This window comes from Micromonospora sp. WMMD998 (assembly GCF_029581235.1).
Taxonomy (GTDB): domain Bacteria; phylum Actinomycetota; class Actinomycetes; order Mycobacteriales; family Micromonosporaceae; genus Micromonospora.
Window position 1 is genome coordinate 5,454,541 of sequence record NZ_CP120740.1, and the last position, 23,715, is coordinate 5,478,255.

Below are 23,715 nucleotides of genomic sequence, written 5' to 3' on the forward strand. Positions count from 1 at the left end.
GACCGTGGCAGCCAACCGGCTGCTTACCCGCAAGTCTACGAGGGTGCTCGCGCGTCGGAAAGCGGGACGACCTACGGCCGGGTCGGTTTTTCGACTCGGTGCTTGTCACGCCGCCCGAGAAGACTGGCCGGACCTATGACGGATCGCCCGAAACGGGCAGCCGCCGCGTCGGCCGCCGCCTCCGCCTCCCGCCAGCCGCGCTCCGGCGCACCCAGGGTGAGCTGCCGGGGCGTCTCCTCCGCCACGGCGAGTCCCTCCATCCGCACGCCCACCAGGCGGACCGGCTCGCGCGGGGCGAGAACACCCCAGAGCGCCCAGGCCGTGTCGAACATCTCCCGGGCCGTGTCGGTCGGCACGGCGAGGGTGCGGGAGCGGCTCACCGTGCGGAAATCGGCGAATCGCACCTTCAGCGACACCGTGCGCCCCACCTGCCCGGCCGCCCGCAACCGGGCGCCGGCCTTGTCGGCGAGGGCGAGCAGGGCCCGCCGGATCTCCGCCGGGTCGGTGACGTCGGTGTCGAAGGTGACCTCCGCGCCGATCGACTTCTCCACCTGCTCCGGGGACACCCCGCGCGGGTCCCGCCCCCAGGCCAGCTCGTGCAGGTGCGTGGCGGACGCCTCGCCCACCGCCCGGCGCAGCAGGCCGGGCGGCGCCTCGGCCAGGTCGCGCACGGTACGCAGGCCGAGCCGGCGCAGCGCGTCCGCCGACCGCTCCCCCACTCCCCACAGCGCCGACACCGGCAGCGGGTGCAGGAACTCCAGCACCTGGCCGGCGGGCACCACGAGCAGGCCGTCCGGCTTGGCCCGGGTGGAACCGAGCTTCGCCACGAACTTGCTCGGCCCGACCCCCACCGAACAGGTCAGGTGCTGTTCCTCGGCCACCCGGCGACGGATCAGCGCGGCGATGGCCGCCGGCGGGCCGAACAACCGCCGGGCGCCCGCCACGTCGAGGAACGCCTCGTCCAGCGAGAGCGGCTCGACAAGCGGCGTGACGTCCCGGAATATCCGCATCACCGCGCGGGACGCCGCCGAGTAGGCGGCGAAGTCGGGCGGCAGGTAGACCGCGCCGGGGCAGAGCGCGCGGGCCCGGGCGGTGGGCATCGCGCTGCGTACGCCGAACCGCCGCGCCTCGTAGCTGGCCGAGCTGACCACCCCGCGCGGGCCGACACCGCCCACCACCACCGGACGACCGCGCAGCTCGGGACGGCGACGCACCTCCACCGAGGCGAAGAACGCGTCCATGTCGACGTGCAGGATCGGGCAGCCGGTGTCGTCGGCGTCCGGCCCGAAGCGCGGGTCTCCGCCACCCCGGGGCAACGACTGGCTGCGACCCATGCCCCGCAGGCTAACCCGCCGGTCCGACACGACCGCCGGCCGAGCCCGGTCCGAGCGGACCGCCGGTCAGCCCCGGACGACGAGCAGCGGGACGGTCATCTCCGCGGCGGTGTCCGCGCCGTGGTAGGCCACCAGCCGCGACGCCATCGGCGGCTCCGAGCGGGTGGCGACCACCGCGTACGTGTCCCGGCAGACCACCACCACGTCGCCGATCCGGGCCAGGTGCGCCTCGGGCACCGGCCCGAACCAGCCGCCGGCCACCGCTTCGGCGCGGGTCAGCACGTCCGCCGCGCCGCCGAGCACCGCCGTCCAGGCGGCCACCACGTCGGCCCCGGCGCCCCGCTCGGTGTGCAGGTAGCGGACCCGGGGCTCGCCGGCCACCACCCGCACCCCGGCCCGCAGCCGCGAATCGGTGTCCAGGTCGAACCGGTGCCCGGCCGGCACGTCGAGCTGGCCGTGGTCGGCGGTGACCAGCAGCGCGGCGTCCGGCGGCAGCCCGTCGACCAGCCGGGCCAGCAGCGCGTCCACCTCGGCGGCGGCCGTCCGCCAGGGTGCGGAGTCGACGCCGCTGAGGTGCCCGTGCCGGTCGAGGTCGGGGTGGTAGCCGGAGACCAGGGTGGGACCGGCGCCGGCGGCCAACGCGGTGAGCATCCGCGCGGCGAGCGCGTCGATGCCGGTCGCGCCCCGGTAGTCGCCGCCCCGGTTGGCGGCCAGGGTGAGGCCGCTGCCGGCGAACTCGGGACGGCTGACCACGGTCACCGCGACACCTGCCGCGCGGGCGCGCTCGTACCAGGTGGGGACCGGCTGCCAGCGGGACGGGTCGGGGTCGCCGGCCCAGTCGACGTGGGTGAGCACCCGGTCGGTGCCGGGCACCCGGACCGTGAAGCCGAGCACCCCGTGCGCGCCCGGCGGCACGCCGGTGCCGAGGCCGACCAGGCTGGTCGGGGTGGTGGACGGGAAACCCGCGGTGAGCGGGACGCCGGTGGTGGCGGCCAGCCCGGCCAGCGTCGGCGCGTACCGGGCGGCGGTGGGGATCTGGTACCAGCCGAGCCCGTCGACCAGGAGCACGGCGATCCGGCGTACCCCGGCCAGCCGGGGTGCCAGGCCGAGCCGGTCCACCGCGCCGGGCACCCCGAGCAGCGCCAGCGCGCTGGGCAGCACGTCGACCAGGCTGCCGCCGTCGTAGCGGGGCGGGACCCGGTCGAGCGGACCCGGCGCCGGGCCGGTCATGCCGGGCGGCGGGCGAACAGGTGCAGCTGGGCGGCGAGGTCCCGGTACGGCAGCTTCGCCGCCAGGGCGCACTCCAGGTCGAGCAGGGCGGCCGGTTGACCGTCCGCCACGGCCGCCGGGAGCAGGTCGGCGAGCACCCGCACGCCGTGGATCTCCTCGACGACGAGCCCGGCGGCGGTGAGCAGCGCGCCCGCGCCGTCGGCGTCGTAGCGTCGGCGCAGGGTGTCCCGGCCGCCGGCGGTACCGTGCGGGTCGGCGGCGAGCGCGGCGGCGGCGTCGAGCTGCCCGTTGATCGCCCGGCCGAGCACGGCGGCGGCCCGCGCGGCGACGAGCACGCTCGCCGCGCCACCGGGGCGCAGCGCGGCGGCCAGCGCCGCAGTCACCGGCTCCGGGTCGTCGACCACCTCCAGGACCGCGTGGCAGAGCACCAGGTCCACCGAGGCCGGTTCGACGAGCCCGGCGAGCGCGTCGGCGTCGCCCTGCGTGGCGCGTACCCGATCGGCGACCCCGGCCTCGGCGGCCCGGCGGGTCAGCGCGGCGAGCGCGTCGGGGCTGGCGTCGACCACGGTGACCCGGTGACCGGCGTCGGCGAGCGGCACGGCGAAGCCGCCGGTCCCGCCGCCGACGTCGAGCACGGAGAGTCGTTCGCCGGCCCGCCGGTCCAGCTCGGCCCGGAGCACCGCCCAGATCACGGCGGTGCGGGGGGTGAGGGTTCGGGTCTGCTCCACGAGGGCAGCCTAGTCACCCGGGGGGTGGCGTCAGGACTCGCCGCCGCCGGCCGGGTCCTCCTCGACGCCGCGGGAGCGTTGGGCGTTGGCCACCGGGCCGTCGGTCACCTGGTGCTCGCGCGGTTCGATCTCGTGGGTGGGCGCCCATCCGGCGCCCAGGCGGGTCCGTCGGGCGTTGGCCACGCCACCGGGGTACGTGCGCTGAAAGGTCATCTGGTTCATCCCCCATACCCGGGTGGGCCGCTCTGCCCACCCGTGTCCGGGAGTCTCCCGCGTCCGGCCCCGGGAAACCGTAATGTGGATCACTACGGTCAACGGAAATCCCGGGACGCCGGCGTGACGGGCGGCTCGATCGCGTCCAGCCGGTCCGCGGTGAGGTTCGTGACGCCCTCGTGCCGCTGCAACCGACCCCGCACCACGAGTGCTCCGCTGGTGCGGGCGATTCGACGGTAGCGCTGCCACAGCCCCGGCGAACACGTGACGTTGAGCATGCCGGTCTCGTCCTCCAGGTTGAGGAACGTGACCCCACCGGCGGTCGCCGGCCGCTGCCGGTGGGTGACGATCCCGCCGACCCGGATCCGCTGCCCCGGCGGCACCTGGCCGAGCCGGGCGATCGGCACCGCGCCCAGCGCGTCGAGCCGGTCCCGGATGAACCGGGCCGGGTGGCTCTCCGGGGACAGGCCGGTGGCCCAGACGTCGGCGACCAGCCGGTCCACCGCCGCCATGCCGGGCAGGGTGGGCGGGTCCGCGCCGGTCACCGTGCCGGGCAGCCGGCCGGGCCGGTCCTGGGCCGCCGCGCCGGCGGCCCAGAGGGCCTGCCGCCGGGTCAGCCCGAAACCGGCGAAGGCGTCCGCGGTGGCCAGCGCCTCCAGGTGCGCCGCGGTGAGACCGACGCGGCGGGCCAGGTCCGGCATGTCCCGGTACGGCCCGTGCGCCGCCCGCTCCGCCTCGATCCGCTCGGCCGTCTCCTCGCCGAGGGTACGGACGCTGCCCAGCCCGAGCCGGACCGCCGGGCCGCCCAGCCCCCAGGCGTGCGGCGGCTCGCCCGGCACGCTGCCCCACCGGGTCGCGGGGGTGGACTCCAGCACCGCCTTGGCGCCGCTGGCGTTGATGTCCGGCCGGCGCACCTCCACCCCGTGCCGGCGGGCGTCGTCGGCGAGCGTCTGCGGTGAGTAGAAGCCCATCGGCTGGGCGTTGAGCAGCGCGGCCAGGAACGGGCCCGGGTGGTAGCGCTTGAGCCACGAGCTGGCGTAGACCAGGTAGGCGAAGCTCATCGCGTGGCTCTCCGGGAAGCCGTAGCTGGCGAACGCGGTGAGCTTGCGGTAGACGTCGTCGGCCAGCTCGCCGGTGATGCCCCGCTCGGCCATCCCGGCGTAGAGCCGGTCGGCGATCTGCGCCATCCGCTCCACCGAGCGTTTCGCCCCCATGGCCCGGCGCAACTGGTCGGCCCCGGCCGCGTCGAACCCGGCCAGGTCGATGGCGAGCTGCATGAGCTGCTCCTGGAACAGCGGCACGCCGAGCGTCTTCTCCAGCGCGTTGCGCATCAGCGGGTGCGCGTACGTCACCGGCTCCTGGCCGTTCTTGCGCCTGATGTACGGGTGCACCGAGCCGCCCTGGATCGGGCCGGGACGGATCAGCGCCACCTCCACCACCAGGTCGTAGAACTCGCGGGGCCTGAGCCGGGGCAGGGTGGCCATCTGGGCCCGGCTCTCCACCTGGAACACCCCCACCGAGTCGGCCCGGCAGAGCATGTCGTAGACCTCGGGGTCGTCGAGCGTCATCCCGCCCAGGTCCAGGCTGGCCCCGATCAGGTCGTAGCCGTAGTGCAGCGCCGACAGCATGCCGAGGCCGAGCAGGTCGAACTTGACCAGGCCGACGGCGGCGCAGTCGTCCTTGTCCCACTGGAGCACGCTGCGGCCGGGCATCCGGCCCCACTCCACCGGGCAGACCTCGATCACCGGCCGGTCGCAGATCACCATGCCGCCGGAGTGGATGCCCAGGTGCCGGGGAAACGTCTGCAACTCGTTGGCGTACGCGACCACCTGCTCGGGGATGTCCGCCACGTCGACCGCGGCGACCGAGCCCCACCTGTCGATCTGTTTGCTCCAGGCGTCCTGCTGGCCGGGGGAGAAACCGAACGCCTTCGCCACGTCCCGCACCGCCGACCGCGGCCGGTAGGAGATGACGTTGGCGACCTGGGCGGTGTGCTCCCGCCCGTAGCGGGCGTACACGTGTTGGATCACCTCCTCCCGGCGGTCGGACTCGATGTCCACGTCGATGTCGGGCGGTCCGTCCCGTTCCGGGGCGAGGAAGCGCTCGAACAGCAGCCGGTGCCGGACCGCGTCCACGTTGGTGATGCGCAGCGCGTAACAGACCGCCGAGTTGGCCGCCGACCCCCGGCCCTGGCAGTAGATGTCCTGCTCGCGGCAGAACATGACGATGTCGTAGACCACCAGGAAGTAGCCGGGGAAGCCCAGCTCGTCGATCATCCGCAGCTCGTGCTCCAGTTGCGCGTACGCCTCCGGGTGCGCCTGCGGCGGGCCGTAGCGCTCCCGGGCGCCGTCCATGGTCAGCCGGCGCAGCCAGCTCATCTCGGTGTGCCCGGCCGGCACCGGGTACGCCGGCAACCGCGGCGCGACCAGGTGCAGGTCGAACGCGAGTTCCGCGCCGAACTCGGCGGCCCGCGCCACCGCACCCGGGTACGCGGCGAACCGCGCCGCCATCTCCGCGCCGCTACGCAGGTGGGCGGTAGCCGCGGCGGGCAGCCACCCGTCGATCTCGTCGAGGCTGCGTCGGGCCCGGACCGCGGCCACGGTGGTGGCCAGCCGCCGCCGGCCCGGCGTGGCGTAGTGCACGTTGTTGGTGGCCACCGTGGGCAGCCCGGCCGCGGTGGCCAGGTCGGCGAGCGCGTCGTTGCGGTCGGCGTCCACCGGGTGGCCGTGGTCGGTCAGTTCCACCGCCACCGTCTCCGCGCCGAACAGCGCGGTGAGCCGGTCCAGCTCCCGGGCCGCCGCGTCGACGCCCTCGGTGAGCAGCGCGGCGGGCACGTGCCCCTTGCGGCAGCCGGTGAGCACCAGCACGTGGTCCCGCAACTCCTCGGCGATCTGCTCCAGCTCGCCGTAGACCGGGCGGCCCTTCTCCCCGCCGCGGAGCTGGGCCCGGGAGACGGTGGCGGCGAGACGCGCGTACCCCTCGTGCCCGTGCGCGAGCACCAGCAGGTGCCGGCCGAGCGGGTCGGGCTCGCCGTTCTGCGGGCCGGGCAGCCCGAGGGACAGCTCCGCCCCGAAGATCGTCGGTAGCCGCAGCGCGCGGGCCGCCTCGGCGAAGCGCACCACGCCGTAGAAGCCGTCGTGGTCGGTGACGGCGAGCGCGGTGAGCCCCAGCCGGGCGGCCTCCTCGGCCATCTCCTCGGGATGGCTGGCCCCGTCGAGGAAGCTGAAGTTGGAGTGGGCGTGCAGTTCCGCGTAGGGCACCGCGCCGTCCGGGCGGTCCAGCTCCGGCGGCCGGTATTCCTGGCGCTTGCGGCTCCAGGCCGGCGAGTCACCGCCGTCGGCGTCGACCGCGAGCGGGTCGACCACGTGCAGGTGGCGCTCGCCCTTGGCCCCCCCGCCGTCGGCCCGCCCGCCGTCGGCCCGCCCGGAGAGCACCTGCTCCAGCTTCGACCAGGGCATCCGCGGATTGTGGAAGCTCACGCCGCGCTCCCCCACCCAGCACCCGCCGAGATCTTGGAAGATTTCGGCCCCCAGAGGGGCCACGAGCTTCCAAGATCTTCCCTGCCGATCGGGCGAAGGTCGGCCTGCGGTTGCCTACAAACTTGATGACGCGGATGGATCACGACGGCGGCGGCGGCAACGACGGCAACGACGGCGGCGGCGGCAACGACGGCAACGACGGCAACGACGGCAACGACGGCAACGACGGCAACGACGGCAACGACGGCAACCACAGCATTTTGCCGCGGCGAGTCGTTTACGCCATCAAGTTTGTAGTCTCCGTCGGAGGGAAGCCGGCGCGGCAGGTGGGCAGACCGCGGCGCCAAGGCACTCCGCTCAGTCATAGACGGCCTCCACCAGCCACTGCCCGCCCTCGACCGCGAGCAGCAGGGCTGTGCCGTCGGCCAGGCAGACCTGGAACCGGGCCCGGCGGCGAGCCTCGGCCGGCGCCCACCAGCGCTCGTCCACCGGCCACGGACCGGCCCATCCGGCGATCTCGGCCGGCCGGCCGGTGCCCACGGTCAGCCGGGCCGGCGCCGCGCTGACCGCCAGTCGGGCGCTCACCACGATCGGTTCCCCCACCGCGTCGTGCACCTCGGCCGGCAACGGGATGGGCAGGACCACGGCCGGTGCCGGCGGCGGGATCCGACCCGGCCACGGCGGCTCGGGCACTGCCCTGGCCCGGCCAGCCCGGCGACCGGCCCGCACACCCGTCCGGGCCGAATCGGCGGAACCGACCGGCGCGAGGGCTGACTCGGCAGCCGGAACCGGCACAACGGGCGAAGCAACAGACGCAGCCGGCACGACCGACGAAGCACCAGCCGGAACCGGACCGACGGACGGAACCGGCACGAAACCCGGAGCCCGGACCGACACGACAGACGACCCCGACGTGGCAGACGACCCAGACACGCTGAGGGCTGGCGCAACGCCTGGAGCTGGCACGACGGGCGGGACGGGTGAGGTGACGCCCGGGGTCTGCCCTGGACCGGTGGCGGTGTGATGCGACGGCGGCGGGAGGGCCGGCAACGGTGGTGGGCCGGGGCGGGCGGGCACCCGCTCGTCGCCCCACGGGACCAGGCGCACCTGGTCGGCCGGGGAGCGCCCGCCGCCGAGGACGGCGGTGACCACCGCCTCGGGGCCGAGGATGCCCTGCACCCGGTTCAACGCGCGGTGCGCCCGTTCCCGCTCCGCGCCGGTCTCACCCCACAGGCCGGGTTGCAGGCCGGCCTGGGCGAGCACGCCGTCCGGCACCAGCCGCAGCCGGATGACGCCGGCGGTCGGCCGGGTCGGGCGGGCCCCGCCCCGACCGTTGCTGCCGGAGAGCCAGCCGTCGAGCTGCCAGCGGACCCGGTCGGCGATGGCCGCCGCGGTGAGCAGGCCGTCGTGCCGCCACACCCGGTGCAGTTCCTGGCCGTGCGCGGTGACCGCCTCGATGCCGAGTCGGGTGCAGGCCAGCCCGTACGCGGCCAGCCGCTCGTGCAGGCTCTCGGCCAGCGTCCGGGCGGCGAACGCGGCGGCGTCGACCCGGTCGATCGGCTCGTCGTACTCGGCGGTGACGGTCAGGTCGGCGGGTGGCTGCCGGACGGCCAGCGGCCGGTCGTCCCGCCCCGCGGCGAGCCGGTGGGCCAGCGCCCCGTCGAAACCGAACCGGGCCAGCACGTCCCCGGCGGGCAGCGCGGCGAAGTCACCGAGGGTGCGTACGCCGAGCCGGCGCAGCAGGTCGGCCAGGGCGGACCGGCCGAGCGCCTCGACCGGACGGCCGGCCAGGAACTCCGCGGTGCCGCCGACGGGCACGATCCGCCCCTCGCGGGCCGCCAGCCCGGCCGCGAAGACCCCGTCGGCGATGCCGACCTGGCTCTCCACCGCGCAACTCTGGGCCACATGCTCGACGATCCGCTCGGCCGCCGCCTCCTCGCCGCCGAGGTAGCGGCTCGGCCCCCGGGCGGCGGTGGCGCACGCGCCGGGCCGGATCACCTCGACCCCGGCGACCACCTCCTCGACGGCGGCCACCACCGGCTCGAACGCCCGCGCGTCCCGGCCGGGGTCGTGGTCGACGACGGTGAGCCGGGGGCAGCGCCCCTGCGCCTCCCGCCGACGCAGCCCGCGCCGGATCCCCTCGGCCCGGGCCCGCTCGGAACAGGCGACCACCCGGTTGGCGTGCAGCACCACGACCGGGTCGGTGGCGGGCACCCCGTCGACGATCTCGGCGGCCAGGACGGGCCAGTCCGGGCACCAGAGCAGCAGGGCACGCGGTGGGCCGCCGCTCACGGGCTCGCCTCAGCTCGCGCCTGCGGAGCCCGCCAACCCGGCTCACTCCCCGCGCTCATGTCGAACCGCCCACGGGGGTCACCACGCGCAGCCGGCGGGCCGGAACGGCGGGTGGGACGGCGAGCCCGGTCGCGCGCGGGATCACCCGGGTCAGCTCGTCGCCGGGCAGCCACACCTTGATCTCCTTGGGCCGGGCGGCGGCGCCCCGGCCGCGGGCCGAGACGGTCACCTCGCGGCGGCGCAGCCGACCGCGGCCCGACCCGAGCCCCTGCCAGACGCCGCGAACCACCTGGAGCGTCACGTCCGCGCCGTCCCACCGGCCGTACGGGACCAGCACGCTGCCCCGCTGCCGGGCCCGGGCGGCCAGCCGGGCGGAGACCGAGGCGGAGACCGTGGTCGGCACGGCGGTGACCACCACGTCGATCCCGTCGATGAGCGCGGCCACGACGGTGGGCCACTCCGGCCCCGGATCGGGCACGAGGGCGAGCCGGTCCAGCGCGATCCCGGCCTCCGCCGCCGCGCCGGCCCCGAAGGTGGGTACGCCGACCACGGCGCACCACGAGCCGGCCCGGGACGCCTCGGCGAGCAGCGCGAGGATCAGCGAGGTGGCGCCGCTGTGCCGGGGCCGGCCGACACCGACCGCGACGGTGCTGCCGCGCCGCAGCCCGCGGTTGGGCAGCAACCCGGTCAGCTCGGCCCGGACGGGAAGCACCCGGTGGCCGCCGGCCGGGTCGGGCGTGCTCGCCGGACGCACCAGCCCGGCCAGGGCGGCGGAACCGACCACCATGCGGCCCGCCATCGGACCAACCCCCCGTCGTGTTCTGCCCCGGGCCCGGCCCGTGGGTGGCGCTGTGGATCAGTAGTGCTGTGGATCAGTAGTGCTGTGGATCAGTAGTGCTGCGGATCGTGTGATGCGGTGGATCTGCGGTCGGCACGCGCGTGCCGTGGAAAGCGGCGCCCGGCCACCCGGGTCCCGCCGATGGCGGCCGGGCGCCACGACTCAGGCGGCTGCCGTCCCGCGACGCGGCACGGCGGCCGAACCAGAGCGCGGCACGGCCGAACCGGAGCGCGGCACAGCCGAACCGGAGCGCGGCACAGCCGAACCGGGGCGCGGCACGGCAGCCGAACCAGAACGCGGCGTGACGTCGGACCCGTCGAGCCGCAGGGGCCGGTGCAGGCCGTCGAGCGCCGGTTGGTGCGCCAGGCCGAGCGCGGACTCCACCACGGTCACGAACTGTTCGGCGGCGCGGAGCAGGTCGTCGGCCTCCCGGGCGGTGACCACCCGGGGGATGCCGGCCTCGGCGGCGGCCCGTTTGCTCGCGCCGGCGGCGAAGAGGGCGGCCCACTCGTCCAGCTCGGGGGCGACGGTGGCGAGCAGCACCCAGACACTGGTGACCCGGTTGCGCCGGGTCGGCGCGGGGCGGGCGCGGGCGGCGAGCACGGCGGCGGCGGCGCGCAGCGCCGCGAGGTGGGCGGCGGCGTACCGGAGGCCGTCGGGGCGGGTGCGGGCGGCCTCGGCCAACCCGTCGCGGGCCACCACGAGCAGTTGAGCGGGGGTGCGGTGCGGCAGCACGTGCGCGGGCACCGTGGGTGCCTGGGCCGGACTGGTCGGCATGGGTCTCTCCTCCGCGTGTGGCCGGGGCGGGCGGTCGCGCGACGGGGAACCGTCGCCCGGTCGCCCGGAGCGGTCGGTGCGGAGGAAGACGCACCGGTGTCGGCGGCCGGCCGGGTGTGGACGCTTCCCCACACCCACGCCCGGCCGGCGTGCCGGCGGGTCCGTCGCCCGCCGCCCGGGGGTCGTGGGCGGCGGGCGACGACCTGCCAGATGGGCTCGGACTCGCGACGTCCGAAGCCCGGTGCGGCCCGCGGAGCCGCACCTTCCGGAAGCCGGTGCCGCGAAACACCGCTTCCGGAGCTTGCTGCCGGTGTGCGACCCGATCGCGCGGGGACTGGATCAATCGCGACCGAATCGAACACTCGTTCTAACTGCCCTGACAGTACACCTCCCCGCCGACAAAAACGCAACGTGTGACGCGGCGGAGACACGCCGGGTGGGGGCGCGATTCTCAGCCGGGGCACAGCCCCGGCAAAGGAGAACCGGAACTCGCCGGCCCACGGTTTACCCCGTGAGCGTCCCGCCGTACCGAAAAGACCTTCCGGTGACCGCCGGCCTGGCCGGCGGACTGGCCGTGCGTCGCGTCCCGCCGGCCGCGCCCGCCTGGTGGGCCGACGTCGCCGGCAGCCTCGCGGTGCTCAGCCTGCTGGTCGTCACCGCCCTGTGGACCGCCGACCGCGGGGTGCAGGAGCTGCTGGCCGGCGCGGCCACCGGGCTCACCTCGCTCGGCCGGCTCGCCGGTCTGGTCAGCGCCGACCTGATGCTGGTCCAGGTGGTGCTGATGGCCCGGGTGCCGCTGATCGAGCGTCGCTTCGGCCAGGACCGGATCGCCCGCTGGCACCGGCTCGCCGGCTTCACCTCGTTCCACCTGCTCCTGGCGCACGTGCTGCTGACCGTCCTCGGGTACGCCGGCACCGCCCGTCGGGGGGTGCTCGCCGAGACCTGGGATCTGGTCCGCACGTACCCCGGGATGCTGCTGGCCACCGCGGCGCTGGCCCTGCTGACGCTGGTCGTGGTGACCTCGGTCCGCGCGGCCCGGCGGCGGCTGCGCTACGAGTCCTGGCACCTGCTGCACCTCTACGCCTACCTGGGGATCGCGCTGGCGCTGCCGCACCAGCTCTGGACCGGCGCCGACTTCCTCGCCTCGCCGCTCGCCCGCGCCTACTGGTGGACGGTCTACCTGCTGGCCCTGGCCAGCGTGCTGATCTGGCGGCTCGGCGTGCCGGCCTGGCGCTCGCTGCGGCACCGGATCGAGGTGGCCGCGGTGGTGCCCGAGGCGCCCGGGATCACCTCGGTCTGGCTGCGTGGGCGGGACCTGCACCGGCTGCCGGTACGGGCCGGGCAGTTCCTGCTCTGGCGGTTCCTGGACGGTCCCGGCTGGTCGCGGGCGCACCCGTACTCGTTGTCCGCGCCGCCGCACGGGGACCTGATGCGGATCACGGTCAAGGACCTGGGCGACGACAGTGCCCGGGTGGCCGCCCTGCGTCCCGGCACCCGGGTGCTGGTCGAGGGGCCGTACGGGCGGCTCACCGGGCAGCGCTGGCGCGGCGGCGGGCTCACCATGCTGGCCTGCGGTGTCGGCCTCACCCCGCTGCTGGCGTTGCTCTGGGAGCTGCCGTACGCGCCCGGTCAGGCGGTGCTCGCCTACCGCGCGCGTACCGGCGAGGACCTGGCCTTCCGCGACGAGCTGGACCGGCTGGCCGCCGAGCGCGGGGTGGTCGTGCACCACCTGGTCGGCCCGCGGGCGTCGCAACCGTCCTGGCTGCCCGCGTACGCCGAGGGGCTGACCGACGCCGAGGCGCTGCGCCGGCTCTCCCCCGGCGTGGCCGGGCACGACGTCTTCCTCTGCGGGCCGGACGGCTGGGTCGACGCCGTCCGCGCCGCGACCCGCGCGGCCGGGGTGCCCGACGCGCACGTCCATCACGAACGCTTCGCCTGGTGACGGGCGCGAAGGGAGGATCCGTGCGACGGATCACCATCTGGTTGCTGTCCACCGTGACCGCGCTGGTGCTGCTGTTCAGCTACCGGACCAGCACCATGGGCGCGGGCGGGGAGACCAGCGCGGTCGCCACCGGCGGCGACCCGGGCGGCAGCTCGTGGAGCGGCACGGACGGCGGCGGCACCGACCCGGCCGGCAGCGGTGCCGGCCCCGACAGCGGCAGCACCGACAGCGGCAGCACGGGCGGCGGCACCGACAGCGGCAGCGGCACGGCGACCGGGGCGGTGGCGCAGACCCGGTGGGGGCCGGTGCAGGTGCGGATCGCCGTCTCCGGCGGGAAGATCACCGACGTGACGGCCGTCCAGGTGCCCGACGGCAACCGGCGGGACCGGGAGATCAACGACTACGCGGTGCCGATCCTGCGGCAGGAGGCCCTGGCCGCGCAGAGCGCCCGGATCGACAGCGTCTCCGGCGCCACCGTCACCAGCGACGGCTACCGGGAGTCGCTCCAGTCCGCCATCGACGCGGCGCACCTGCGGTGAGCGGGCCGGGCCGGCGGGCCTGGGTGGAGCAGGTGATGGGGCTGCCGGTGAGCGTGCACCTGCGCGGCCCGCGGGTGCGTACCCGGGCGGTCGAGGAACGGGTGGCCCGGGTCTTCGCCGAGCTGCGCGCCGTCGACGCGGTGTTCAGCACGTACCGGCCGGACAGCGTGCTGGGCCGCCTCCGGGGCGCGCCGCCCGGCCCGACGGCCACCGCCGACCCGCTGGTGCGCGAGGTGGCCGGGCTCTGCGAGACGGCCCGCGCGCGTACCGGCGGACGGTTCGACGCCCGCCGGCTGCCGCTGCCGCTCGGTGGCCTCGGATTCGACCCGTCCGGCCTGGTCAAGGGCTGGGCGGTGGAGCGGGCCGCCCGGCACCTGACCGACCTGGACGGTCACGACCTGTGCCTCAACGCGGGCGGGGACGTGCTGCTGCGGGCCGCGCCGGGCCGGCCGGCCTGGCGGGTCGGCATCGAGGACCCGGACCGGCCGGAGCGGATGCTCGACGTGGTCGAGCGGACCGGCGGCGCGGTCGCCACCTCCGGCACCGCGCGGCGTGGCACGCACATCACCGACCCGCGCGCGGGTCGGCCGGCCGGGGCCGTCCGGTCGGTCACCGTGGTCGGCCCGGACCTGCTCTGGGCCGACGTGTACGCGACCGCGGCCGTCGCCGGCGGCGCGGACGCGCCGGACTGGCTGGCCACCCTGGACGGGTACGCGGCCCTGCTGGTGACCGCCGACGGCCGGGTCCGGGCCACCCCGGGCTGGCCCGGCGCCCACTCCCGCGGGCCGTATCTTCTCCGCTAGCGGGCGGACCGGGTGCCGCCGGCGGGGAGGGCGACCGTGCGGGCCGGTGAGGTGGACAAGAAACGGCTGTTCGAGCTGCTCTGGGGCGCGCCGGCCGGGCCTCGGCGGGGACCGCGCCCCACCCTGTCGCCGGCCGTCGTGGCCCGCGCCGGCATCGCCGTCGCCGACGCCGAGGGGCTCGACGGGCTGACCATGCAGCGGGTCGCCGAGACGCTGAACGTCACCAAGATGGCGCTCTACCGCTACGTGCCGGGCCGGGCCGAACTGGTCGCCCTGATGCTTGACGAGGCGCTGGGCGAGTCGCCACCGCCACCGGTTCCCGCCGGCCCGGGCGCGGACGCCGGGTGGCGCGCGCAGCTCGACGACTGGACCCGGCGGCTGGTCGACCGGTTCCGCCGGCACCCCTGGGCCCAGGCGGCGGCCGTGGGCGCCCGGCTGCCCGGGCCGAACGAGCTGTCCTGGGTGGAACGCGTCGTCGCCGCGCTCGCCGGCACCGGGCTCACCGCCCACGAGCGGCTCGACGTGGCGACGCTGCTGGTCGGGCACGCCCGCAACCTGGCCGGCCTGCCACCCGACTCCGGCCGGGAGGCGGCGTTCGCCGCCCTGGTACGCGGTCGCGAGACCCGCTTCCCCGCCCTGGCCGCCGCCCTAACCGACCCCCCCACCCCCACCCCCATCCCCACCCTGGACTTCGGCCTGACCCGCATCCTCGACGGCATCGAAGCCCTCATCACCACCCGCCCACCTCGTTGATCATGAAGTTGTTGCCACGACACGCCGATGCCGCTGACAACAACTTCATGATCGCCGGCCGGAGGCCGGCACGGGGGCGGGGGAGGGTGGGGGGAGAATGGGGGGCATGCAGCCACATCCGAATGTGCGGGCGGTGCAGTCGGCGCTCGACGGGGCGGGGGCGCGGGACGGGTCCGGCGACGCCAGCGTCGTTCGTCTGCTGCCGGAGGCGGTGCACACCGCTGCCGCGGCGGCCGGGGCGCTCGGCGTCGACGTCGGCGCCATCGCCAACTCGCTTGTCTTCGACGCCGACGACGCGCCACTGCTCGTGCTCACCTCCGGCGCGCACCGGGTGGACACCGCCGGCCTGGCCGCCACGCTGGGCGTGACCCATCTGCGCCGGGCCAGCCCGGACTTCGTCAAGCGGCACACCGGGCAGGTGATCGGCGGGGTCGCCCCGGTCGGCCACCCCGGCCCGTTGCGCACCGTCGTCGACACCGCCCTCGCCGGGTACGCCGAGGTGTGGGCGGCCGGCGGCGTACCGCAGGCGGTGTTCCCCACCACGTACGCGGAGCTGCTGCGGATCACCGGCGGCGCCCCGGCCGAGGTGGCGTGAACCCCGACCTGGTCACGCTGCACGTGTGGCGCGTACCCCGCCGGGCCCTGCCCGGGGCGCTGGCCCGGATGGCGACCCACCCGGCGCGGCTGCGCCGGGTGCCCGGCGTGCGCTTCGCCAAGCTGCTCGGCACCGGGACCGGCACCGGCTTCGGGCCGGGCGACGCCGACCTGACCCGCTGGGCCGCGCTCGTGGTCTGGGACTCGCCCGCCGCGGCGGCCGGCTTCGACGCCTCCCCGGTCGCCCGCTCCTGGGCCCGGATCGCCCGCGCCGCCGTCCGGTTGGACCTGCGCCCGCTGACCAGCCGGGGCCGGTGGTCCGGTCAGGAGCCGTTCGGCACGCCGACCGGCGGGCGGGTCACCGGGCCGGTCCTGGCCCTGACCCGGGCCCGGCTGCGGCCCCGCCGGGCGGCCACGTTCTGGCGGGCGATCCCGCCGGTCGCCGCCGAACTGCACGCCGCGCCCGGCCTGCTCGCCCGGTTGGGTGTCGGCGAGGCGCCGCTGGGCTGGCAGGGCACGGTGAGCGTGTGGCGTGATCCGACGGACCTGGTCGCGTTCGCGTACCGTTCCCCCGAGCACCGCGCCGCGATCACCCGCACCCCCACCGAGGGCTGGTACGCGGAGGAACTGTTTGCGCGGTTCGCGGTGGGCGACGTGGTCGGCGACCGTACGGTGCTCGGCTGGGTCGCCGCCGAGGGCGACCCCGACTCGGCGAGAGGGAACGCATGAGGCTGGTGCGCTGGACGCCGGACGACCTGGTCCGGCGGCTGGACGACGTGGTGGCCGTCTACGGCGAGGCGATGGGTTACCGTGCCGACCTGTTGGAGGCCCGGCGCGGCTACATCGCCACCCACGCCCGGCGGCCCGGGTTCCGCGCCGTCGCCAGCCTCACCTCGGAGGGGCACCTGGCCGGCTTCGGGTACGGCTATCTCGGCGCCACCGGCCAGTGGTGGCACGACCAGGTGCACCGGGCGTTGAAGGCGGAGGCCCGGCAGCGCTGGCTGGGCCACCCGTTCGAGGTGGTCGAACTGCACGTCCGCCCGCCGGCGCAGGGGCACGGCCTGGGCGCCCGCCAGCTCCGGGCGCTGCTCACCATGGCCGAGGGCGACACCACGCTGCTGTCCACCCCGGAGGCGGACGAGCAAACGTCCCGGGCCTGGCGGCTCTACCGCCGGTTCGGCTTCGTCGACGTGCTGCGTCACTTCCACTTCCCCGGTGACGAGCGGCCGTTCGGCGTGCTCGGCCGGGACCTGCCGCTGCCCGCGCCGGACGGGACATGAGGCACGCCCGGCTGCCCTGGGCGCTGCTGGCGGTGCTGGTCCTCGCCCAGATCTGCTACCCGCTCACCGGCGGCGCCACCCGGGCCGGGCTGACCGTGGCCACCGTGCTGCTCGGCTGGCTGCTCTCGGTCGGCCACGCGCTGCTCACCCGTGGCGCCCGGGCCGCCGCCGCGCTCGTCGCGGTCGCCACCGGCGGCGGGTTCGCGGTCGAGGCGCTCGGCGTGGCGACCGGGTTCCCGTTCGGCAGCTACGACTACTCCGGCGAGCTGGGCCCGAAGCTGGCCGGCGTGCCGCTGATCATCCCGCTGGCGTGGACGTGGATGGCGTGGCCGGCGTGGCTCACCGCGGTCCGGATCACCCAGGTGTTAAAAGGGGGCCCCGCCTCTACCGCAGGCGTTAAGCGGGGGCCCCGCCTTGCGCTCGCGGCGGTGGGGTTGGCGGCGTGGGATCTGTTCCTCGACCCGCAGATGGTGGCCGAGGGGTACTGGACCTGGCTCGGCGGCGGCCCGGCGCTGCCCGGGTTGCCCGGCATCCCGGTCAGCAACTACCTCGGCTGGCTGGGCTTCGCGGTGCTGCTGGCCGCCGCGCTGCGCCCGCTCGCCGGGCCGTCCGTCGACCGGGTCGACCGCCGCGACGCCCCGATGTTCGCGCTCTACCTCTGGACGTACGCCTCAAGCGTGCTGGCGCACGCGGTCTTCCTCCGGCTGCCCGCGTCCGCGCTGTGGGGCGCGGCCGGGATGGCGGTGGCCGCGGTGCCGCTGGCGGTGGTGCTGTGGCGCGGTCGCCGCGACCGCGCCGGCGCCGACGCTCCCCCGCCCCGGGTCGACGCGCCGGCATGACGGCCGCTCTCGCGCTCGTGGTGGCCGTCGCCGCGCTCACCGGGCACACCCTCGTCAACGCGGTCGCCTGGCTGCGCCGCCCCGCCGCCGGCCCGGCCGAGGTGACCGAGGCGGTGGCGGTGCTGCTGCCGCTGCGTGACGAGGCCGACCGGGTCACCCCGTGCCTGCGCGCGCTGCTCGCCCAGCGCGGCGTGCCGGACCTGCGGATCGTGGTGCTCGACGACGGCTCCGGCGACGGCACCGCCGAGGTGGTCCGCGCGGTGGCCGGCGCCGATCCGCGGGTCACCCTGCTCACCGGCGTCGCGCCACCGCCCGGCTGGCTGGGCAAACCGCACGCCTGCTGGCAGCTCGCCACCCGCACCGACCCGGCCCCGACGGTGCTGGCCTTCGTCGACGCCGACGTGGTGCTCACCCCGTACGCGGTCGCGGCGGCGGTGACCGAGCTGCGCGCGGCGGGCGTGACGCTGCTGTCGCCGTACCCCCGGATCGTGGCGCGGACGGCGGCGGACCGGCTGGTGCAGCCGCTGTTGCAGTGGTTGTGGCTGACGTTCCTGCCGCTGCGGGCGATGGAACGCTCGCGGCGGCCGTCCCTCGCGGCGGCGGGCGGGCAGTTCCTGGTCGTGGACCGGGCCGGCTACCTGCGGGCCGGCGGGCACGCGGCGGTGGCCGACCGGGTGCTGGAGGACATCGAGCTGGCCCGGGCGGTGAAGCGGGCCGGCGGCCGGATCGCCCTGGCCGACGGCTCCCGGCTGGCGTCCTGCCGGATGTACGACGACTGGCCGCAGCTCCGCGACGGCTACACCAAGTCGCTGTGGGCCACGTTCGGGCACCCGGGCGCCGCGGCCGTCGTGCTGGCGCTGCTGCTCCTGCTCTACACCGCGCCGCCGCTGCTGGCCGTGGCCGCGCTGGCGGCCGGCGCGCCGGCGGTGGCCGGCGCGGCATTCCTGGCCTACCTGGCCGGGGTGGCCGGGCGGGTGGTCAGCGCCCGCGCCACCGGCGGGCGGGCCTGGCCCGACGCGCTGGCGCACCCCGTGTCGGTCGTGGTCCTCGGTTGGCTGACCGTCCGGTCGTACCATCTGCGGAAGCGACGCCGGCTCACCTGGCGGGGTCGCCCAGTCATCTAGGAGGGGCACGCCATGGCGCGCATCGTGGTCATCGGCGCCGGCGTGGGCGGCCTCGCCGTCGCCGCCCGGCTCGCGGTCACCGGGCACGAGGTCACCGTCCTGGAACGGGCCGGCACGGTCGGCGGCAAGCTCGGCCGGTACACGCACCACACCCCGGAGGGGTCGTGGCGCTTCGACACCGGGCCGAGCCTGCTCACCCTGCCGCAGGTCTTCCACGACCTGTTCGAGGCCACCGGCGCGAAACTGGACGAATACCTCGACCTGGTGCCGCTGGACCCGATCGTGCGGCACGTCTTCCCCGGCGGCGGCCCCGCGCTGGACTCCTGCGCCGACCCGGACGAGTTCACCGCCCGGATCGGCGCCGCGTTCGACGACCGCTCCGCCGCCGACTGGCGGCGGCTGTGGCGCCGCGCGGAGCGGGTGTGGACGGCCTCCCACCGGGACATCCTGCGCCGCACCGTGGACTCGCCGCGCGACCTGGCCGCGCTGGCCTGGCGGCTGGGTGACCTCGCCGCCATCGCCCCCGGCCGCACGCTGCGCGGGCTGGGCCGCAAGCACCTGTCCGACCCGCGGCTGCGGATGCTGCTCGACAGGTACGCCACCTACACCGGCGCGGACCCGCGCCGCGCCCCGGCCGCGCTCGTCGCCGTCCCCTACGCCGAACTGGCGTACGGCGGCTGGTATCTGCGCGGCGGGCTGGGCACGCTCGCCGACGCGCTGCTGTCGCGCTGCCTCGACCTCGGCGTGGTGGTGCGCACCGACGCGGCGGTCACCCGGATCGACGCCGCCGGCGGCCGGGTGCACGGGGTACGGGTCGCCGGGTCGACCACGCCGGTCCCGGCCGACGTGGTGGTGGCCAACACCGACGCGCTCACCGTCTACCGGGATCTGCTGCCGGACCCGCGCCGGCTGGCCGCGCTCACCGACCGCAGCCTGGCCGGTTTCGTGCTGCTGCTGGGCGTACGCGGTGACTCCGGGCTGGCCCACCACAACGTCTTCTTCCCCCGCGACTACGACGCCGAGTTCGACGCCGTCTTCGGTGACCCCGGTCGCGGCGTGCGGGCCCGTCCGGCGTCCGACCCGACCGTGTTCGTCACCGTGGCCGACGACCCGGCGGTCCGGCCGGACGGGCACGAGGCGTGGTTCGTGCTCGTCAACGCGCCCCGGCACGGCACCGCCCCGGACGCGGTGGACTGGCGGCGGCCGGGGCTGGCCGGGGCGTACGCGGACCGGATCCTCGACGTGCTGGCCGGGCGCGGCGTGGACGTGCGGGACCGGCTCGTGTTCTCCGAGATCCGCACCCCGGCCGACCTGGACGCGGCCACCGGCGCGCCGGGCGGGGCGATCTACGGCACGGCGGGCGGGCTGCTGCGCCCGGCCAACCGGGGCCCGGCCGCCGGCCTGTGGCTGGTCGGCGGCTCCACCCACCCCGGTGGCGGCCTCCCCATGGTGACCCTCTCCGCGGAGATCGTCGCCGACGCCGTCGGGCCCGGGTGGTAAGGAGGGGCCCCCGCTTAACGTTTTCGGTAGAGGCGGGGCCCCCGCTTAACACTCCGCCGGGCGGGTCAGCCGGCGTCGACGAGCGCGCGGCGGACCGCGGAGAGCAACTGGCCGAGGCCGAAGCCGGCGAGCAGCACCCACACCGTGGTGGCCATCGTGACGGTGCCGGCGGTCAGGTCGACGTCGATCAGCCCGGTGAGCCCGGCGACCAGCAGCCCGACCAGGGCCACGCAGACCCGGGTGGGCCGCTCCCCCACGGTCACCGCGCCGATCTCCCGCATCCCCGCCGACACGGACCGGGCCCGCACGTACTCGTGCAACCAGGACAGACCGCCGGCCGCGACGACAAGCGCTCCCGGCGCGCCGAGCAGCCAGAACGCGATCAGCCACGCCACTTCGCCGAGCCGGTCGGCGACCGAGTCGTAGACGTAACCCAGCCGGGTGGTGCGATTGGTCGCCACCGCCACCGCGCCGTCGACGCTGTCCGCCACGGCGGCCAGCAGCACGAACAACGCGCCCAGGAACGGTCCGTCGCCGGCCCGCCCCACCAGCAGGGGTACGCAGAAGCAGAGCAGCACCCCGAACACGGTCACCGCGGTCGGGCCGACCCGCAGCCGACCCAGGACGAAACCCACGTGGTACGCGAAACGCAGCCAGGCGCGCACCACAGGCGCGGCGCTCCGGGGATCGAACCCACCGTGCAGCCGCGCCCACGCGGTCGCGTACTGGTCCCAGTTCAGCTGTGTGCCCACCACCGGTCAACCGTAGAAGGGCGGCGCGGGTGTCGTGTGGCGGGTGGTCACACCCGCGCGTCGGCCCGCAGGAGCTGCCACACCTCGCGGGTCGCGGTGGACCGGTTGAGCGTGATGAAGTGGATCCCGGGCACGCCCTCGTCCAGCAGCTTCGCGCACATCTCGCCGGCCTGCTCGACGCCGAGCCGGTGGACCGCCCCGGGGTCGTCGGCCACCCGCTCGAACCGCTCGGCGAGCGCGGTCGGGAACGGCGCGCCGGAGAGCTGCACCGAGCGCGCGATGGTGCCGATCTGGGTCACCGGCATCACCCCGGCGAGGATCGGGGTGTCGCAGCCGGCGGCGGCGACCCGGTCCCGCAGCCGCAGGTAGTCGTCGGCGTCGAAGAACATCTGGGTGATCGCGAACTCGGCGCCGGCCCGACACTTGCGGACGAAGTGCGCGGTGTCGCTTGCCACGTCCGGCGAGCGCGGATGCTTGTACGGGAAGGCGGCCACCCCGACGCTGAAGTCCCCGCTGTCACGCACCAGCCGGACCAGGTCCTCGGCGTAGCGGACGCCCTCGGGATGCGTGATCCACTCGCCGCCCGGGTCGCCCGGCGGGTCACCCCGCACGGCCAGCACGTTGCGGACGCCGACCGACGCCAGCCGGCCGATCACGTGCCGCAGCTCGGCGACCGAGTGGTTGACCGCGGTGAGGTGCGCCATCGGCAGCAGGGTGGTCTCGGTGGCGATCCGCTCGGTCACCGCGACCGTGGTGTCCCGGGTCGAGCCACCCGCGCCGTACGTGATCGAGACGAACGACGGAAGCAGCGGCTCCAGCTCCCGGATCGCCTGCCAGAGCAGCTTCTCCCCGGCGGCGGTCTTCGGCGGGAAGAACTCGAACGAGAAGGTCGGACGCCCGTCACGGATCAACTCCCCGATCGCCGGCTGCGAGTTGGGGAGGACCGAGGGAAGACCGAGCGCCACGAATCGACTGTAGCCGGACCGGGCCGGCATGCCGAGGCCGTTCCCAGCCCGCGAGCGGTCCGGCCGGGACGTCGTACCCCCGGGGTAGAAACGACGACAGCGCGGTGGGGCGGCCGGCGGCCGGTCCGGGGGGCCCGCGCGGGGGTCGCCACGACAGCGACGCCCCGGCGCGCACGGCCGGGCGTCACCGCCCGCGTCCCCGCCCGGAGGCCGATGTTGTCGTCCACGCCTGCCGTCGCCCGCCCGCTCGGGCCGCTCCTGGCCGAGCTACGCGCCGCCCGCGGCTGGAGCCAGCAGCGGGTCGCCGCAGAGTTGTGCGCCGCCTCCGGCGTGCCCACCCTCACCCGGCACGAGATATCGCGGTGGGAGCGCCAGCTCCGGCTACCCGGTGATTTCTGGTCCGGCTGGCTGGCGCTGGTCCTCGGGACGCCGGTCGAGCTGATCACCGAGGCCGCCGCACGCAGTCGTCGCCTCCGCCGCGGGCACGCCGGTCGGTCGGCCCGGCCGGCCACCGGTCCCGCCCGGGTCCGGGCCGTTCCGGGCCGGACGGCGCGCCGGGGCGGCGACGGGGCGCGTCCGGCCGGGACCGGCTAGCGTCGTGGCGTGACCCACGCTGCTCCTGTCTCCCCGGTCGACCGCGCCGGCCTGCGCCAGCGGATCGACAAGGCGCTCACCGAGTTCCTCGCCGGCAAGCGCGCCTGGCTGACCGCCGTCGACGACGGCCTGCTGCCGGTCGCCGAGGCGATCGAGGCGTTCGTGCTGGGTGGCGGCAAGCGACTGCGTCCGGCGTTCGGCTACTGGGGTTACCGGGGTGCCGGCGGGATCGACTCCGACCAGGTCGTCGCCACCCTCGCCGCGTTGGAGTTCGTGCAGGCCAGCGCACTGATCCACGATGACCTGATGGACCGCTCGGACACCCGGCGGGGTGAGCCGTCGGTGCACCGGCGGTTCGCCGCCCGGCACCGTGACGCCGGGTGGGGCGGCGACGCCGGCTCCTTCGGCGACTCCGCCGCGATCCTGCTGGGCGACCTCTGCCTGGTGTGGTCCGACGAGCTGCTGCACTCCGCCGGCCTGGCCCCGGCGACGGTGGCGCGGGCCCGGCCGGTCTTCGACGAGATGCGCACCGAGGTGACCGTCGGGCAGTACCTGGACGTGCTGACCCAGGCCACCGGCGACACCTCGCTCGACCGGGCCGGCAAGGTGGCCCGGTACAAGTCGGCGAAGTACACGGTCGAGCGTCCGCTGCTGCTGGGCGCCGCGCTGGCCGGCGCGCCGGCCGAGGTGCACGCGGCCTACTCGGCGTACGGGCTGCCGCTGGGCGAGGCGTTCCAACTCCGCGACGACGTGCTGGGCGTGTTCGGCGACCCGGCGCGCACCGGCAAGCCGGCCGGCGACGACCTGCGCGAGGGCAAGCGGACGTACCTGGTGGCGGCGGCCCTGGAGACGCTCGCCCCGGCCGGCCGGGAGCTGCTGCTGGGCGGCCTCGGCGCGTCGGATCTGGACGCCGCCGGGGTGACCCGGCTGCGCGAGCTGATCACCGCGAGCGGCGCGCTGGAGCGCACCGAGCGCCGGATCGCCACGCTCACCGAGGGCGCCCTGGCCGCGCTGACCGCCGTCGACCTGGACACCGAGGCCCGCCAGGCCCTGGTCGACCTGGCCATCGCCGCCACCCGCCGCACCGACTGACCCCCACCCCCCACCCACCCCCACCCCCACCCCGCCCAGATCCGCGC

21 protein-coding genes and 1 pseudogene are annotated in these 23,715 nt (G+C 76.2%); 12 read left to right on the forward strand and 10 right to left on the reverse strand.

Translation table 11 applies throughout. From position 1 onward, the window contains the following. Positions 1-71: 71 nt before the first annotated feature. The 8 genes and pseudogenes from O7619_RS24575 to O7619_RS24610 all read right to left on the reverse strand — a co-directional run. Positions 72-1,334 (reverse strand): DNA polymerase IV, encoded by a 1,263-nt coding sequence (locus O7619_RS24575; protein WP_282283662.1) that lies wholly within the window; start codon positions 1,332-1,334, stop codon positions 72-74. Between the two features lie 66 nt (positions 1,335-1,400). Next, positions 1,401-2,564, reverse strand: a complete 1,164-nt coding sequence (locus O7619_RS24580; RefSeq protein ID WP_282283664.1) for a nucleotide pyrophosphatase/phosphodiesterase family protein — start codon at positions 2,562-2,564, stop codon at positions 1,401-1,403. Then, a complete protein-coding gene (locus tag O7619_RS24585) occupies positions 2,561-3,292 on the reverse strand; it encodes a methyltransferase domain-containing protein (RefSeq protein WP_282283665.1) in 732 nt (243 codons plus the stop codon). Before O7619_RS24585 ends, O7619_RS24580 begins: the two co-directional genes overlap by 4 nt. Positions 3,293-3,322: 30 nt before the next feature. Then, positions 3,323-3,505 carry a hypothetical protein gene (locus tag O7619_RS24590; protein WP_282283666.1) on the reverse strand — a complete coding sequence of 61 codons (183 nt, stop codon included), beginning with the start codon at positions 3,503-3,505 and terminating at the stop codon, positions 3,323-3,325. A gap of 98 nt (positions 3,506-3,603) precedes the next feature. Then, positions 3,604-6,984 carry an error-prone DNA polymerase gene (locus tag O7619_RS24595; RefSeq protein ID WP_282283667.1) on the reverse strand — a complete coding sequence of 1,127 codons (3,381 nt, stop codon included), beginning with the start codon at positions 6,982-6,984 and terminating at the stop codon, positions 3,604-3,606. A 357-nt stretch (positions 6,985-7,341) separates the two neighbouring features. Continuing rightward, positions 7,342-9,276: a DNA polymerase Y family protein gene (locus O7619_RS24600; RefSeq protein ID WP_282283668.1), complete on the reverse strand. Its 1,935-nt coding sequence runs from the start codon at positions 9,274-9,276 to the stop codon at positions 7,342-7,344. Positions 9,277-9,331: 55 nt separating this feature from the next. Further along, positions 9,332-10,075 (reverse strand): hypothetical protein, encoded by a 744-nt coding sequence (locus O7619_RS24605; protein ID WP_282283669.1) that lies wholly within the window; start codon positions 10,073-10,075, stop codon positions 9,332-9,334. A gap of 402 nt (positions 10,076-10,477) precedes the next feature. Continuing rightward, a pseudogene (locus O7619_RS24610) lies at positions 10,478-10,891 on the reverse strand (SAV_6107 family HEPN domain-containing protein); the annotation flags it as partial. A 511-nt stretch (positions 10,892-11,402) separates the two neighbouring features. Here O7619_RS24610 and O7619_RS24615 point away from each other — a divergent pair. From O7619_RS24615 to crtI, 10 genes are all read left to right on the forward strand, one after another. After that, the gene (locus tag O7619_RS24615; protein ID WP_282283670.1) at positions 11,403-12,833 is read left to right on the forward strand and encodes a ferredoxin reductase family protein; all 1,431 of its coding nucleotides are present in this window, start codon (positions 11,403-11,405) and stop codon (positions 12,831-12,833) included. 20 nt (positions 12,834-12,853) lie between these two features. Beyond that, entirely contained in the window at positions 12,854-13,372 is a 519-nt protein-coding gene (locus O7619_RS24620) for an FMN-binding protein (RefSeq protein ID WP_282283672.1), read from the forward strand. Continuing rightward, positions 13,369-14,175 carry an FAD:protein FMN transferase gene (locus O7619_RS24625; protein ID WP_282283673.1) on the forward strand — a complete coding sequence of 269 codons (807 nt, stop codon included), beginning with the start codon at positions 13,369-13,371 and terminating at the stop codon, positions 14,173-14,175. Before O7619_RS24620 ends, O7619_RS24625 begins: the two co-directional genes overlap by 4 nt. 36 nt (positions 14,176-14,211) lie before the next feature. Further along, the gene (locus O7619_RS24630) at positions 14,212-14,928 is read left to right on the forward strand and encodes a TetR/AcrR family transcriptional regulator C-terminal domain-containing protein (RefSeq protein WP_282283674.1); all 717 of its coding nucleotides are present in this window, start codon (positions 14,212-14,214) and stop codon (positions 14,926-14,928) included. 106 nt (positions 14,929-15,034) lie between these two features. Further along, on the forward strand, positions 15,035-15,523 hold the full coding sequence (locus tag O7619_RS24635) for a YbaK/EbsC family protein (protein WP_282283675.1): 489 nt from the start codon (positions 15,035-15,037) through the stop codon (positions 15,521-15,523). Next, positions 15,520-16,251: a monooxygenase gene (locus O7619_RS24640; RefSeq protein ID WP_282283677.1), complete on the forward strand. Its 732-nt coding sequence runs from the start codon at positions 15,520-15,522 to the stop codon at positions 16,249-16,251. The genes O7619_RS24635 and O7619_RS24640 overlap by 4 nt, the downstream gene beginning before the upstream one ends. Beyond that, positions 16,248-16,802, forward strand: coding sequence for a GNAT family N-acetyltransferase (locus O7619_RS24645; protein ID WP_282283678.1), 555 nt, complete (start codon positions 16,248-16,250; stop codon positions 16,800-16,802). Before O7619_RS24640 ends, O7619_RS24645 begins: the two co-directional genes overlap by 4 nt. Next, a complete protein-coding gene (locus O7619_RS24650) occupies positions 16,799-17,641 on the forward strand; it encodes a carotenoid biosynthesis protein (RefSeq protein ID WP_282283679.1) in 843 nt (280 codons plus the stop codon). Before O7619_RS24645 ends, O7619_RS24650 begins: the two co-directional genes overlap by 4 nt. Then, entirely contained in the window at positions 17,638-18,765 is a 1,128-nt protein-coding gene (locus O7619_RS24655) for a glycosyltransferase family 2 protein (RefSeq protein WP_282283680.1), read from the forward strand. The genes O7619_RS24650 and O7619_RS24655 overlap by 4 nt, the downstream gene beginning before the upstream one ends. A gap of 12 nt (positions 18,766-18,777) precedes the next feature. After that, on the forward strand, positions 18,778-20,265 hold the full coding sequence (crtI, locus tag O7619_RS24660) for a phytoene desaturase family protein (protein WP_282283681.1): 1,488 nt from the start codon (positions 18,778-18,780) through the stop codon (positions 20,263-20,265). A 65-nt stretch (positions 20,266-20,330) separates the two neighbouring features. Here the strand turns inward: crtI and O7619_RS24665 are convergent, their stop codons facing one another. Further along, positions 20,331-21,020, reverse strand: a complete 690-nt coding sequence (locus tag O7619_RS24665; RefSeq protein WP_282283683.1) for a CDP-alcohol phosphatidyltransferase family protein — start codon at positions 21,018-21,020, stop codon at positions 20,331-20,333. A 44-nt stretch (positions 21,021-21,064) separates the two neighbouring features. Beyond that, positions 21,065-21,982 (reverse strand): methylenetetrahydrofolate reductase [NAD(P)H], encoded by a 918-nt coding sequence (metF, locus tag O7619_RS24670; RefSeq protein WP_282283684.1) that lies wholly within the window; start codon positions 21,980-21,982, stop codon positions 21,065-21,067. Positions 21,983-22,198: 216 nt separating this feature from the next. On the opposite strand from metF, the gene O7619_RS24675 reads away from it, so the two are divergent. Together O7619_RS24675 and O7619_RS24680 are read left to right on the forward strand one after the other, a co-directional pair. Next, positions 22,199-22,576, forward strand: coding sequence for a helix-turn-helix domain-containing protein (locus tag O7619_RS24675; RefSeq protein ID WP_282283686.1), 378 nt, complete (start codon positions 22,199-22,201; stop codon positions 22,574-22,576). A 9-nt stretch (positions 22,577-22,585) separates the two neighbouring features. Then, complete coding sequence (locus tag O7619_RS24680) at positions 22,586-23,668, forward strand: polyprenyl synthetase family protein (protein WP_282283687.1); 1,083 nt, start codon at positions 22,586-22,588, stop codon at positions 23,666-23,668. Positions 23,669-23,715 lie beyond the last annotated feature (47 nt).

Excerpts from the sequence above, each read along its gene's own strand:
- O7619_RS24650 (WP_282283679.1), top strand. The coding sequence starts at position 16,799 with ATGAGGCACGCCCGGCTGCCCTGGGCGCTGCTGGCGGTGCTGGTCCTC.
- O7619_RS24605 (WP_282283669.1), bottom strand. The coding sequence starts at position 10,075 with ATGGCGGGCCGCATGGTGGTCGGTTCCGCCGCCCTGGCCGGGCTGGTG.
- O7619_RS24645 (WP_282283678.1), top strand. The coding sequence starts at position 16,248 with ATGAGGCTGGTGCGCTGGACGCCGGACGACCTGGTCCGGCGGCTGGAC.
- O7619_RS24575 (WP_282283662.1), bottom strand. The coding sequence starts at position 1,334 with ATGGGTCGCAGCCAGTCGTTGCCCCGGGGTGGCGGAGACCCGCGCTTC.
- O7619_RS24655 (WP_282283680.1), top strand. The coding sequence starts at position 17,638 with ATGACGGCCGCTCTCGCGCTCGTGGTGGCCGTCGCCGCGCTCACCGGG.
- O7619_RS24580 (WP_282283664.1), bottom strand. The coding sequence starts at position 2,564 with ATGACCGGCCCGGCGCCGGGTCCGCTCGACCGGGTCCCGCCCCGCTAC.
- O7619_RS24635 (WP_282283675.1), top strand. The coding sequence starts at position 15,035 with ATGCAGCCACATCCGAATGTGCGGGCGGTGCAGTCGGCGCTCGACGGG.
- O7619_RS24590 (WP_282283666.1), bottom strand. The coding sequence starts at position 3,505 with ATGACCTTTCAGCGCACGTACCCCGGTGGCGTGGCCAACGCCCGACGG.
- crtI (WP_282283681.1), top strand. The coding sequence starts at position 18,778 with ATGGCGCGCATCGTGGTCATCGGCGCCGGCGTGGGCGGCCTCGCCGTC.